Annotated in this window: 16 protein-coding genes; 5 read left to right on the top strand and 11 right to left on the bottom strand. The window is 63.8% G+C overall.

Translation table 11 applies throughout. The features are described 5' to 3' along the window. The first annotated feature begins 74 nt into the window (after positions 1 to 74). The 4 genes from pth to FNJ84_RS15350 are packed head-to-tail and all read left to right on the top strand — an operon-like array spanning position 75 to position 2890. Positions 75 to 803 carry an aminoacyl-tRNA hydrolase gene (gene pth / locus FNJ84_RS15365; protein ID WP_143794128.1) on the top strand — a complete coding sequence of 243 codons (729 nt, stop codon included), beginning with the start codon at positions 75 to 77 and terminating at the stop codon, positions 801 to 803. Further along, complete coding sequence (locus tag FNJ84_RS15360; protein WP_143794126.1) at positions 800 to 1837, top strand: DUF2332 domain-containing protein; 1038 nt, start codon at positions 800 to 802, stop codon at positions 1835 to 1837. The genes pth and FNJ84_RS15360 overlap by 4 nt, the downstream gene beginning before the upstream one ends. After that, a complete protein-coding gene (locus FNJ84_RS15355; RefSeq protein WP_143794125.1) occupies positions 1834 to 2490 on the top strand; it encodes a glutathione S-transferase family protein in 657 nt (218 codons plus the stop codon). The genes FNJ84_RS15360 and FNJ84_RS15355 overlap by 4 nt, the downstream gene beginning before the upstream one ends. Positions 2491 to 2500: 10 nt before the next feature. Beyond that, positions 2501 to 2890, top strand: a complete 390-nt coding sequence (locus FNJ84_RS15350; protein ID WP_143794123.1) for a DUF2237 family protein — start codon at positions 2501 to 2503, stop codon at positions 2888 to 2890. An 84-nt stretch (positions 2891 to 2974) separates the two neighbouring features. Here FNJ84_RS15350 and FNJ84_RS15345 read toward each other — a convergent pair whose 3' ends face one another. The 10 genes from FNJ84_RS15345 to FNJ84_RS15300 all read right to left on the bottom strand — a co-directional run bounded on the left by FNJ84_RS15345 (position 2975) and on the right by FNJ84_RS15300 (position 9555). After that, positions 2975 to 3562 (bottom strand): helix-turn-helix transcriptional regulator, encoded by a 588-nt coding sequence (locus FNJ84_RS15345; RefSeq protein ID WP_255471231.1) that lies wholly within the window; start codon positions 3560 to 3562, stop codon positions 2975 to 2977. Then, positions 3552 to 4100 (bottom strand): hypothetical protein, encoded by a 549-nt coding sequence (locus FNJ84_RS22045; protein ID WP_185968558.1) that lies wholly within the window; start codon positions 4098 to 4100, stop codon positions 3552 to 3554. Before FNJ84_RS22045 ends, FNJ84_RS15345 begins: the two co-directional genes overlap by 11 nt. Before the next feature lie 153 nt (positions 4101 to 4253). Continuing rightward, entirely contained in the window at positions 4254 to 4673 is a 420-nt protein-coding gene (locus FNJ84_RS22600) for a PepSY domain-containing protein (RefSeq protein ID WP_363323852.1), read from the bottom strand. Positions 4674 to 4918: 245 nt separating this feature from the next. Continuing rightward, positions 4919 to 5572, bottom strand: coding sequence for a hypothetical protein (locus tag FNJ84_RS15330; RefSeq protein WP_143794119.1), 654 nt, complete (start codon positions 5570 to 5572; stop codon positions 4919 to 4921). 96 nt (positions 5573 to 5668) lie between these two features. Next, positions 5669 to 6895 carry a tryptophan synthase subunit beta gene (gene trpB, locus FNJ84_RS15325; protein WP_143794117.1) on the bottom strand — a complete coding sequence of 409 codons (1227 nt, stop codon included), beginning with the start codon at positions 6893 to 6895 and terminating at the stop codon, positions 5669 to 5671. Between the two features lie 50 nt (positions 6896 to 6945). Continuing rightward, complete coding sequence (locus tag FNJ84_RS15320; RefSeq protein WP_143794115.1) at positions 6946 to 7386, bottom strand: GNAT family N-acetyltransferase; 441 nt, start codon at positions 7384 to 7386, stop codon at positions 6946 to 6948. Further along, positions 7383 to 8018, bottom strand: coding sequence for a phosphoribosylanthranilate isomerase (locus tag FNJ84_RS15315; protein ID WP_143794114.1), 636 nt, complete (start codon positions 8016 to 8018; stop codon positions 7383 to 7385). The genes FNJ84_RS15320 and FNJ84_RS15315 overlap by 4 nt, the downstream gene beginning before the upstream one ends. Next, positions 8019 to 8459: a lipopolysaccharide assembly LapA domain-containing protein gene (locus FNJ84_RS15310; RefSeq protein WP_143794112.1), complete on the bottom strand. Its 441-nt coding sequence runs from the start codon at positions 8457 to 8459 to the stop codon at positions 8019 to 8021. A gap of 57 nt (positions 8460 to 8516) precedes the next feature. Continuing rightward, on the bottom strand, positions 8517 to 8801 hold the full coding sequence (gene ihfB, locus FNJ84_RS15305; protein WP_143794110.1) for an integration host factor subunit beta: 285 nt from the start codon (positions 8799 to 8801) through the stop codon (positions 8517 to 8519). Positions 8802 to 8985: 184 nt separating this feature from the next. Next, the gene (locus FNJ84_RS15300; RefSeq protein ID WP_221931992.1) at positions 8986 to 9555 is read right to left on the bottom strand and encodes a pyridoxamine 5'-phosphate oxidase family protein; all 570 of its coding nucleotides are present in this window, start codon (positions 9553 to 9555) and stop codon (positions 8986 to 8988) included. A gap of 59 nt (positions 9556 to 9614) precedes the next feature. On the opposite strand from FNJ84_RS15300, the gene FNJ84_RS15295 reads away from it, so the two are divergent. Beyond that, complete coding sequence (locus FNJ84_RS15295) at positions 9615 to 10262, top strand: TetR/AcrR family transcriptional regulator (protein ID WP_143794108.1); 648 nt, start codon at positions 9615 to 9617, stop codon at positions 10260 to 10262. Between the two features lie 180 nt (positions 10263 to 10442). On the opposite strand, the gene rpsA is transcribed toward FNJ84_RS15295, so the two are convergent. After that, on the bottom strand, positions 10443 to 12122 hold the full coding sequence (gene rpsA / locus FNJ84_RS15290) for a 30S ribosomal protein S1 (RefSeq protein ID WP_143794106.1): 1680 nt from the start codon (positions 12120 to 12122) through the stop codon (positions 10443 to 10445). Positions 12123 to 12213: the final 91 nt, after the last annotated feature.

The following is a 12213-nucleotide window of genomic DNA, read 5'->3' as shown; positions in this document are numbered from 1 at the left end:
GTCTTAGTAACGCGAGAGGTCCACTGCAAGGGACCGATGTGATTTGCCCCAAGACCCAGGGGCCGGAGGATACGATGAAGCTGTTTGTGGGCCTGGGCAATCCCGGTGCGAAATATGCGGCAAACCGCCACAATATCGGTTTCATGGCATTGGACCGGATTGCCGAGGACCACAATTTCGGCCCCTGGAAGCCGCGATTTCAGGGACTTATGGCCGAAGGCCGTCTGGGAACCCAGCGTGTTGCCCTGTTGAAGCCGCAGACATTCATGAACCTGTCGGGGCAATCCGTTGGCGAGGCGATGCGCTATCTGAAGCTGGTGCCCGCCGATGTCGTCGTTTTTCACGACGAGTTGGACCTGCAACCGGGAAAATGCCGCCTGAAGCAGGGGGGCGGGCATGCCGGGCATAACGGCTTGCGGTCGATCCATCAGCATATCGGCGCCGATTATGATCGTGTCAGGCTGGGAATCGGCCATCCGGGGCACAAGGACCGCGTGGCGGGATATGTGCTGTCGGATTTCGCCAAGACCGATCAGGACTGGCTGGACGACCTGCTGCGCGGGATTTCGGACGGGGCCGCCGAACTGGCGGCGGGTGATGGCGGGCGGTTCCAGAACGCGGTGGCCCGCCGCGTCGCGCCCGCCCGCAGCGGGACGGGAACGGGCCCCGGTGCCACCAGTCCAGAGGCCGGCACGCCCGCCCCGCCTGCCAAGGCGCAGGACGCCCCTGCCCGTCCGCCCGCATCCAACCAGCCGCAAAGCTTTGGCGACAAGCTGAAATCGCTGGCTGACAGGTTCCGGTGACCGTCCGCGCGGCCTTTGCCGATCAGGCGCGGTCCTGCCGGGCGCTTGGCTCGGAACTGACCGCGCGGGTGGTCGAGCGGTTGGGCGACGCCTTGCAGCCCGCGCAGGGTGCGGTGGCGCGGCGGGTTCTGGATTGGCCGGGCGACGCCTCGCCGCGTGGGGATTCGGTGCCGCTGCGCCTTGCGGGCGCGCTGCATGCGCTGGTCCTGTCGCAGGCCGATGCCGAGCTGGCGGCGGCATATCAGGCCGGCGATCCGGGCGCGCCCCTGTTGCTGGCGGCGATCCAGCGCCATCAGGCCCATGTGATGCACTGGCTGGACAGCCCGCCACAAACCAACGAGGTCGGACGCTCGGCCGCGTTGATCGGGGCGGCGCGGTTTCTGGCCGGGCTGTCGCCGCTGCCGCTGGATCTGCTGGAATTGGGGGCCTCGGCGGGGCTGAACCTGAATTTTCACCGCTATCTGCTGGCGCCGGACCGGGGCCTTGCCCCGGACCCCAGGATATTTGGACCAGGTGATGTGGTGCTGGCTCCGGTCTGGCAAGGTGATCTGCCGGCCACGGCATTCACGGTTGGGGCAGGTGAAGGGGTCGATCTGCGGCCGGTCGACGCGCGGCGCGATGCGGATCGGTTGCTGGCCTATTGCTGGCCCGATCAGCGGGAACGGATGGCACGGCTGCGGGCGGCGCTTGGCCTGGCGCGTGATCTGCCGCCGCGCGTCGTCGCCGGCGACGCGGCCGATTTTCTGGAGGACCGGCTGGCATGCCGGAAGCCGGGGCATGTGCGCATGGTCTATCACACCGTAGCCTGGCAGTATTTTCCGCCCGCCGTGCAGGCGCGGTGCGAGGCTGCCATTCAGCGGGCAGGTGCCTTGGCCAGCGCGGATGCGCCTTTGGCCCATGTCTCGATGGAGGCGGATGGCGGCAATGGCGCGGCCTTGCGGTTGCGGTTCTGGGATGGGCAGGCCCGGGCCTGGTCGCTTGGCCGGGCGGATTTCCACGGCCGCTGGATTGCCTGGGACCCGATCCCTGCATGAGCATCGTGGTCCAGCGCTATCGTTACAGCGTTTATGCGCGGATCGTTGCGGCGGTGTTGCAGGCAAAGGGGATCATCTGGCGGGCGGAAGAGCATGATCCGTTTTCGCAAGCGGGCGATGACGGGTTGCGTCACCCCTTTGGCCGCGTTCCCGTACTGATCCATGACGGTTTTGTCCTCTACGAGACGCGGGCGATCTGCACCTATCTGGACGCCGCTTTCGGCGGTCCCGAGTTGCACCGGTCCGCACCCGCCGCTTTGGGACGCATGCAGCAGGTGATCGGAATTGCCGATGCCTATGGCTATTGGCCGATGGTGCGGCAGGTCTTTGCGCATCGGGTGTTCCGCACGGCTTTGGGTGAGAGCGCCGACGAGGCCGTCGTGGCGCAGGGCATACGCGATGCCGCGCCGGTTCTGACCGCGCTGGAGCCGGTGGCGGCCGAAGGTCTGGTGCTGACCCGTCAAGGGCTGGACCTTGCGGATTTGCACCTGGCTCCGATGATGGCGGCCTTTGTCCAGGCGCCCGAAGGGGCCAGCGCCCTGGCGGCCTGTCCCGCGCTGGCCGGCTGGTGGCAATGGATGCGCGATCAAGCCTGTATGATCGAGACAGATCCCGGTCTGCCGGGGCTTGGCGAGGCGACGGGGGCGGGCTAGCCTGCCTGATATGAAACAGCCTTCGATCAATGTTCTGGGTGGCGAGCTGACGCCCTGTTCCACCGACCCGCTGACCGGGTTCTATCGCGACGGCTGCTGCAATACCGGGCCCGAGGATCAGGGGCGTCATACGGTTTGCGTGATCGTCACGGCCGAATTTCTGGCGCTGTCGAAATATCTGGGCAATGACCTGTCCACGCCGCGGCCCGAATACCGGTTTTCCGGCCTGAAACCGGGCGATCGCTGGTGTCTGTGCGCAGCGCGTTTCCTTCAGGCTGCGCAGGAATTCGCCGCCCCAAAGGTCGTGCTAGAGGCAACCCATGCACGCGCCGTCGATATCGTGCCGCTGGAACTGTTGCGCGCCCATGCCGTCGGTCCGGCCGATGAACCAGAGGGATGATCATCCCCTGCCGTGACACCGGCTGACGTCGCGGGCCGGAAAGGCCGGCCGGGCCGGGTGATCATCTGGCGCGCTGACCGGGTTTCAGGATGACTGGTCGGTTGGTGCCGCGTCGGTGACGCTGCTTGCAGCCGCAGGACGGATACCGGGCGACATCTGCGGATCGAACAGGTCCTCGATGAACAGGCTCAGCAGCTGGTGGCGATTGCCCACCCCTGCCTTTCGATAGACCGCCGCCGCCTGCGCCTTGATGGTGCCGTCCGACGTACCGCGCAGCGCCGCGATTTCGGCCACGGACAGGCCCTTGATGGAAAACAAGGCCACGTCACGCTCGGCCGGGGACAGCCCCCAATCGCCAAATTTCTGGTCGATCAGCTGCATGAAGGCGGTTTTTGCCTGGCGCAGCTTTTCCTCGGCCCGGTGGCGCTGTCGCAGCGACGAAAACAGCATGCGGGCGCCAAGCGCAATTCCGGCAATCAGCCCGAAGGCGGCGCCGATATCCAGATACTCGACATATTGCCATGCCAGAGGTTCAAAACTGACGCCCAGCAGCGACAGCACGATGTCCCGCAACAGATAGACCGCACACACGGTCTGCAAGGCCAGAATGGCGATCAACGGGAGATGCTTCAGCATGGCAGCCCGGTCCGAGCTGACTGCCTCAGCGGTCATCGTCGCTGTCGGAATCGTCGTCATCACCGCCATCGCTGTCATCCCCGCCGCTGTCGTCGTCATCGCTGCCGGAATCATCGCTGCCGGAATCATCACTGTCGGAATCATCGTCAGATCCCGAGTCACTGCCATCGTCGTCATCATCGGAGCCGCTGTCGCCGTCATCCGAGTCGCTGTCATCATCCGAGCCGGAACCAGAACCAGAAACAGAAACAGAACCGGAACCCGAACTGTCGCCGTCATCGCCCATAACCGCGATGCCAAGCGTCGTGGTGCCATCTTCGTCCTGCCGGACCAGATCGCGCAGCAATGAGCCGCTGCGCGGGTCAATCACGACCTCGCGCGTATGGCCATTGCCCTCGGCGGTGATGACAACCCGGCCCAGAAGCGTGCGGCGAACCTCGATGCGCCTGTATCCCTGATCCAGCAACTGGGTGGTGACCTGCCCGGCATAGTCCGGCCCGGCCAGAGCCGCCATCGGGGTCCAGCAGGCAAGCGCCACCGCCAGCAGGACTATATGTGGACGGGCTGTGAACACGGTTGCCTGATCTCCTGTCGCGGCGTGGCAGCTGTCGGGCCGCACCTTACGGCCATATTGTCGCGCCACCCCGCCCCCGCATCAAGCATCTTCAGAAGTGTGACAGCGACCGGCCGCCCATCGGTCGAAACCAGCAGGGCGGCCGACGACAACCTAGCGGTCGTCATCGCGATCATCATCGCGATCGTCGTCGCGGTCATCGTCGCGGTCGTCATCACGATCATCGTCGCGGTCGTCGTCGCGGTCGTCATCGCGGTCATCATCACGATCATCAGTGCGGTCATCATCGTCATCATGACGGTCATCCCGGCCATTGTCGTCGTCGTGACGGTCATTGTCGTCAAGACGATCATTCCGATCGTCGGCCGCCTTGCCCCCCTGCACACGTTCGCTTTCCTGTTTCACGACCTCGCCGGTGGACAGATCATAGGTGACCTCAAGCTTCTCGTCGCCGCGCCAGCCCTCCACTTCGAGTTGGCCATCGTCGCGCTTGACCTCGACATTCGTGAAGCCCTGATCCGTCAGCGAGCGAACCGCGCTATCCGCAAGGGTCTGGGCATTGGCAGCGGTCATGCTGATCGAAAAGGCCAGGGCGGCGAAGCTGATTTTGTTACGCATTTCTGTCTCCTGTTCTGCGGCCGGACGATACCGGCATGGCCCAAGGCTAGGGTGGACGGATAAGGGCTGGCTATTGGACCCCGGATAGAAATCGGGGTTCTAAACCGAAGTTTAAGGGCCGCATGGCGGTGAAACGGCGACAAAAAGGCCGGGGCGTTGCCACCCCGGCCTGCACTCAATCCCGAGACGGGGTCTGATGATCAGCCATTCGTCCCGTCACTGTCCGAGCCGCCTTCGCCGCCCGAATCCGAGTCGTTGCCAGAATCGTCCCCGGCGCCGTCGTCGGCACCACTGTCGTCAGTGCCGCTGTCGTCAGTGCCGCTATCATCAGTGCCGCCATCATCCGACGCACCATCATCAGCGCTGCCGTCGTCAGTGCTGCCGTCATCGGTTGCGCCGTCATCGGTGCCTTCCGTGTCCTCGGTTTCACCGGCGGTTGCGGTGTCGGTGCTGCCCGATTCGGTCAGGGTGCGTTCTTCCTCGGTCAGGACACGCTCGCCATTGACCTCGATCAGGCGGCCTTCAACCAGGTTGTAGACCAGCTTGATGTCATCCCCGTCGCGGGTGGCGGTCACTGTCATCAGCGAGCCTTCGCGCAGGATATAGATATCCCCGAAACCCTGCGACAGCAGCGTATCGGCGATCGTCTGGTCATTCATGTCCTGATTGAAGATCGGATATTCCGATTCGGCCGCCGTTGCGTCCGGCGAAACGCCGGTCGATTCGACCGCGTCCGCAGGCAGGATCGCCGTCTGACCACCAGGCGTTTCCACCACGGTCGCCTCTTGCGCCAGTGCGCTGGTTCCCATCGCCGCAGTCAGGATCGCGGCCAGCTTGAATTGCTTCGTCAGCATATCGTTCACCTCCAGTAAGGTTGCTGGCAGGTGAACGCCCCGATCCGCGAGGGGTTCTCGTCCCTCACGGAAACGTCAGATGACGCAGGGTCAGCCTCAGGTCTGGATATCGACGCCCAGATGCTTGGCGACGGTGAAGATATCCTTGTCGCCACGCCCGCACATATTCATCACGATCAGATGGTCGGCGGGCAGATCGGGCGCGATCTTCATCACATGGGCAAGGGCATGGCTGGGTTCCAGCGCGGGGATGATGCCCTCGGTCTGGCAGCACAGCTGGAAGGCGGCCAATGCCTCGTCATCGGTGATGCTGACATATTCGGCGCGCATCTGATCCTTCAGCCAGGCATGTTCCGGGCCGATGCCGGGATAGTCCAGACCGGCGCTGATGGAATGCCCTTCCAGGATCTGGCCCTCGGGATCCTGCAACAGATAGGTGCGGTTGCCATGCAGCACGCCCGCGCGGCCGCCGGTCAGGCTGGCGCAATGCAGCATGCGGTCATCGACGCCCTTGCCGCCGGCCTCGACCCCGATGATGCGCACGTCCTTGTCGTCGAGGAACGGGAAGAACAGCCCCATCGCATTCGAGCCGCCGCCAATGGCCGCGACCAGCGTGTCGGGCAGACGGCCCTCGCGCGCCATGATCTGTTCTTTGGTTTCCTTGCCGATGATCGACTGAAAATCGCGCACCATGGCCGGATAGGGATGCGGGCCGGCGACGGTGCCGATGCAATAGAAGGTGTCGCGCACATTGGTGACCCAATCCCTGAGCGCGTCGTTCATCGCATCCTTCAGCGTGCCGCGACCCGATGTGACCGGCACGACCTCGGCCCCTAGCAGCCGCATGCGGAATACGTTTGGGGCCTGACGTTCCACATCATGCGCACCCATGTAGACCACGCATTTCAGCCCGAAGCGGGCGCAGACCGTGGCCGTGGCCACACCGTGCTGACCCGCGCCGGTTTCCGCGATGATGCGGGTCTTGCCCATGCGCATGGCCAAGAGGATCTGGCCCAGGACGTTGTTGATCTTGTGGGCGCCGGTATGGTTCAGCTCGTCGCGTTTCATGTAGATTTTTGCGCCGCCAAGCCGTTCCGACAGGCGTTCGGCATGGTAAAGCGGGCTGGGGCGGCCAACATAATGGGTCCACAGGTCATCCATCTGCGCCCAAAAGACCGGGTCAGTCTTGGCGCGTTCGTATTCGGCTTCCAGATCCAAGATCAGCGGCATCAGTGTTTCGCTGACGAAGCGGCCGCCATAGATGCCGAAACGGCCCTGTTCGTCGGGGCCATTCTTGAAGCTGTTCACGAGATCATCGGCCATGGCGCTGCCTTTTCGGGTTCGGGATTTGGGTATTTGGACGAGAAAGAAACCTAGAGTGGTTTCTTATAGCCGATATGGGACGGGGTGAAGCCCATGCGGTCATAGAAGCGGTGGGCATCGCTGCGCGCCTTGTTGGTGGTGAATTGCATCAGGCTGCAACCGGCGGCGCGGGCGCGGGATTCGGCATCGGCCATCATCGCCGCGCCGATGCCCTGGCCGCGATGGCTGGCGGCGGTGCGGACGCCCTCGATCTGGGCGCGACGGGCGGCGGTCAGCGAGAGGCCCGAGATGAAGGTGATCTGATAGCAGGCGATGACCACGCCGTTTTCGTCGCCCACGATCAGGTGATTGGCGCCTTCGGCCTGCATGGCATCGAAGGCGGCGAGATAGGGGGCGGGATCGGCGGCCTCGCGGCCCTGCCCCAGCATGTCATCGGCCAGAAGCGCCATGACCGCCGGGACGTCGGCGCGGGTGGCCGGTCGCCAGATCATGTCCGGGCGGCGGCGACGAAGGCGCGGATCAGGTCGCTGTCCTTTTGTCCGGGCGCTGTTTCGACCCCTGACGAGACATCGACGCCAGGTGCGCCGGTCAGGCGGATCGCCTCGGCCACGTTCTGCGGGGTCAGCCCCCCGGCCAGCAGCCAGGGCTTCAGCCATTTGCGCCCGGTGAGCAACCGCCAGTCAAAAGCGAGCCCGTTTCCGCCCGGAAGCGTGGCATCCTTCGGAGGTTTGGCGTCGACCAGCAGCATATCGGCGGCCAGGCCATGATCCCACAGCCCGTCCAGATCGGCAGGTTCAGCCACGCCCACGGCCTTGATCACCGGCAGGCCGGACAGGGCCTTGACCTCGGCCACGCGGGCCGGGGTTTCGGCGCCATGCAACTGGATCATGTCCAGCGGAGCCTGGGCCAGCACCTGTTCAAGTAGTGCGTCATCGGGATTGACGAACAGCCCCACCCGCGCCACGCCGGGCGGGGTATCGCCCATCAGCGCTGCGGCCTGTTGCGGCAAGACCGCGCGGGGCGATTTCGGAAAGAAGACAAAGCCCAGATAGCGCGCCCCGGCATCGACAGCTGCGGCGACATGTTCGGGGTGGCTGAGCCCGCAGATCTTGACCTGGGCCATTCAGCGCACTGGCTGGCTGGGCAGCGTCGTGCCGGGCGCTGGCGAGGGTGAGGCAATGGGGCGCGGCGGGTTGCCGGTGCCCTGCGGGGCGCTGCGCGGACGGTCCACGATGGCCAGGACGTCGTCGCGCGGGCCTGCGTGATTGTCCCGAAGATGGCTGACCTCGCGTTCCAGCTGGGCGACCTGGCTGGCGCGCTGGCGCGACTCGCGACGGATATGGGCCTCGCGCAGCCATTCCCAGACAAAACCGATCACCACACCAAAGGCGATGGCCAGGAAGATCACCAGAAACAGCGGCAGGTTCAGCGACCAGGTGCCGCCCAGATACTGCCCGAAATTCGCCGGAAAGGCGTTCAGGGTCACCATGTCGCGATTGGCCAATGCAACTGCGATCAGCAAGATGGCAAGCAGGACGACGAACATCAGGCGGATAAAGCGCATCAGCATTCCCTTTTTCCGGCCCGGAGCTTCCGGGCACGCAAAGGCCTTTTACGGCGATCAGGCCTCGCCGTTCAACCTGTCGCGCAGCAATTTGCCGGTCTTGAAGAAAGGAACATGCTTTTCATCGACCTCGACCGCCTCGCCCGTACGCGGGTTGCGACCGGTCCGCGAATCACGCCGCTTGACCGAGAAAGCGCCGAAGCCGCGCAACTCGACCCGGTCGCCGCGGGCCATGGCGTCGATGATCTCTTCGAACACGGTATTCACGATACGCTCGACATCGCGCCGGAACAGATGGGGATTCTCTTCGGCGACTTTCTGGATCAGTTCTGATCGAATCATCTGGGCACCTGCAATTCTCAAGCCTCGAGTATGAACGGGTATACCAAGCTGATATTACGGCCATTTACCCGTTTGCAGAAGGGGGAACGCGAAAGAACCTGTTTGGTTGCATCCCGGTTGCGCCGAATCCCGCCCCGAATGCGATGGCGCGCAGGCGGATGTGGCCGATATCCGCCCCCCTGCCCTAGCTGAACGGCGCGTCGCTGCCTTCGTACAGGCGCATGCGGGGGATGCGGGCGGCGCAATTGCCAAAGGCCTGCTGGACCTCGACCTGCACGACCGATTGGGCAGCGGGCCAAAGTGCCGCTGCCCAGTCAGGTGGCGGCAGGATCGACGCCCGCCCATTGACCCGCGCGCGGCGCTGGCGGTCGAAATCCATGAACAGCAGACCTATCTGCGGGTTGGTCAGGATATTGCCAAGCGATTGGTACAGGCCGTTGCCGCGAAAATCCGGAAAGATCACCGTCTGCGGATCGGGCGCGCGCAGGGCCGGCAATGGGCGACCGGCCGCGTCATAATCGCGCCCGCGAAAGCTGGCGTCGCAATGCCCCCGGTCACTGGCCGTCGCGACAAAGAAAAATGGCAGATTTTCGATGAAGCGGATCATCGAGGGCGACAGGCGCGGCTGCACCATCCGCGGCAGATTGCCCGAATCCCACCAGTAGGGGCCGGGATAGCGATCGCGCATAAGCACCTCACCCCGATGGCTGTGAGGATCCTCGCCGGTCGTCATGTTGATCTTGTCGTCACTCATAGCCTTGTCTTTCCTACCGATCGGTTGCATTATAAGACCGATCGGTAGGAAATGAACAGATGACAAAGACATCACGCGAAGAAATCATTGCGGCGGCGCAGGACATGTTCCGCCGACGCGGCTATGCCGGCCTGTCGATGGCCGAACTTGCCGATGCCGTCGGCCTGCGCAAAGCCAGTCTTTACAGCCGCTTCGCCGCCAAAGAGGATCTGGCCATCGAGGCCTTGCAACTGACTTTGGCACAGATCGAAGGGGCCTGCCCAACCGGCCCCGACTGGCAGGCCGACTACCGGGCAAGCATCACCGCCATTGCCGATCATCTGGCCATGCACCACCGCTGTTTGGGGCTGCATCTGCTTTACGGCACGGCCGAGGCAGATGCGGTGCGCGCCGCCGCGCTGGCCTTTTTCGGCAGGCTGCATCAGGTCATACAGGCTATTCTTGAACGCCATCATCCACCCCGCCGCGCCGCCGAGCTGGCCGAGGATGCGCTGTCCCAGCTGGAGGGCGCGACGCTGTGGCTGGCGTTCAGCGGGGACGAGGCGCCGATGCGCCGTGCCGTCGAGCGGGTGTTAGGCGCGGGCCTGGCCAATCAGGCCCGGACCGAAGCAGAGCTGCGCGAAAAAATCGCGGAACTGGAAGGCGATGTGCTGACCCTGCGCGGGGCATTGGCCGGACAGATCGAGGCGGAAAGCTGTTTTCGCTGATTGCTGCCCGAACCGATTCGATCCGATCCGATCCGATCCGCAGTTGCGGGGCAGATGCCAGAGCGTCAACGCCCGGCTTGGGCCTGAACCGGCCAAATGCAGCTGAGCGACAGAGCCAAAGAAAACCCCGCCCCCGCGTGCTGCGGGGACGGGGCAAGAGGTTGGCATTCGGCCGGCCGCTTAGTTGTTGCGGTTCAGCGCAGCGCCCAGGATGTCACCAAGCGAGGCACCCGAATCCGAGCTGCCATAGGTGTCGATCGCTTCTTTCTCTTCGGCGATCTCGCGGGCCTTGATCGACAGACCCAGACGACGGGTCTTGGTGTCGATATTGGTCACGCGGGCATCGACCTTGTCACCGACCTGGAAGCGCTCGGGGCGCTGGTCCTGACGGTCGCGGGCGAGGTCCGAGCGGCGGATGAACGACTTGACGCCGTTATATTCCACTTCGATCCCGCCATCCTCGATCGCGGTCACCTCGGCGGTGACGATCGAGCCGCGCTTCACGCCATCCACGGCCTCGGCCATGTTGTCGTTTTCCAGCGCCTTGATCGACAGGCTGATACGCTCTTTCTCGATATCCACGTCCTGAACGACGGCTTTGACCACGTCGCCCTTGCGGTAATCCTGAATCGCGTCCTCGCCACGGGCATCCCAGCTGATATCCGACAAGTGAACCATGCCGTCGATATCGCCTTCCAGCCCGATGAACAGGCCGAATTCGGTGATCGACTTCACTTCGCCTTCGATCTGGGTACCGGCCGGGTGGGTCTCGGCAAAGACTTCCCACGGGTTGCGCTGCGTCTGCTTCAGACCCAGCGACACGCGGCGCTTGGCTTCGTCGATTTCCAGAACCATCACGTCAACCTCTTGCGAGGTCGAGACGATCTTGCCCGGATGGACGTTCTTCTTGGTCCAGCTCATTTCCGAGACGTGAACCAGACCCTCGACACCAGCCGACAGTTCGACGAACGCGCCGTAATCGGTGATGTTGGTGACGCGGCCGGTATGGACCGAACCGATCGGGAAGTTCTCGATCACCGAATCCCACGGATCGGCCTGAAGCTGCTTCATGCCCAGGCTGATGCGGTGGCTGTCCTTGTTGATCTTGACGACCTGAACCTTGACGGTCTCGCCGATCGACAGGATTTCCGACGGGTGGTTGACGCGGCGCCAGGCCATGTCGGTGACGTGCAGCAGACCGTCAACACCGCCCAGATCGACGAAGGCGCCGTATTCGGTGATGTTCTTGACGACGCCGTCAACGACCTGACCCTCGGTCAGGTTGGCGATGACTTCGGCGCGCTGTTCGGCACGGCTTTCTTCCAGAATGGCGCGGCGCGACACGACGATATTGCCGCGGCGACGGTCCATTTTCAGGATCTGGAAGGGCTGCTTCAGACCCATCAGCGGGCCGGCGTCACGCACCGGGCGCACGTCGACCTGCGAACCGGGCAGGAAGGCAACAGCGCCGCCCAGATCAACGGTGAAGCCACCCTTGACGCGGCCGAAGATGGCGCCTTCGACGCGCTCTTCATCGGCATAGGCTTTTTCCAGGCGATCCCAGGCTTCCTCGCGGCGGGCCTTCTCGCGGCTGATCGACGCTTCGCCGCGGGCGTTTTCCACGCGGTCCAGATAAACCTCGACCTCGTCGCCGACGGCAAGATTGGCCTCTTCGCCGGGATTTGCGAATTCTTTCAGATCAACGCGGCCTTCCATCTTGTAGCCGACGTCGATGATGGCCTGGCCCGCCTCGATGGCGATGACCTTGCCCTTTACAACGCTGCCCTCATCGGGCGTATCCATGTCGAGGCTTTCATTCAGCATCGCCTCGAAATCTGCCATGGTTGCTTTTTCAGCCATGTGTATCCGTTTCCTTTACAATGATGTTACTGGCCAAGCGGTTGGCTCCGCCGGTCTTTATGCGCCATTCGAGAATGACAAAGGGTCGTGG

Source organism: Paracoccus sp. M683 (genome assembly GCF_007096355.1).
GTDB lineage: Bacteria > Pseudomonadota > Alphaproteobacteria > Rhodobacterales > Rhodobacteraceae > Paracoccus.
Note: the sequence above shows the minus strand (reverse complement) of the source record. Positions and strands in the feature narration are given on the sequence as shown.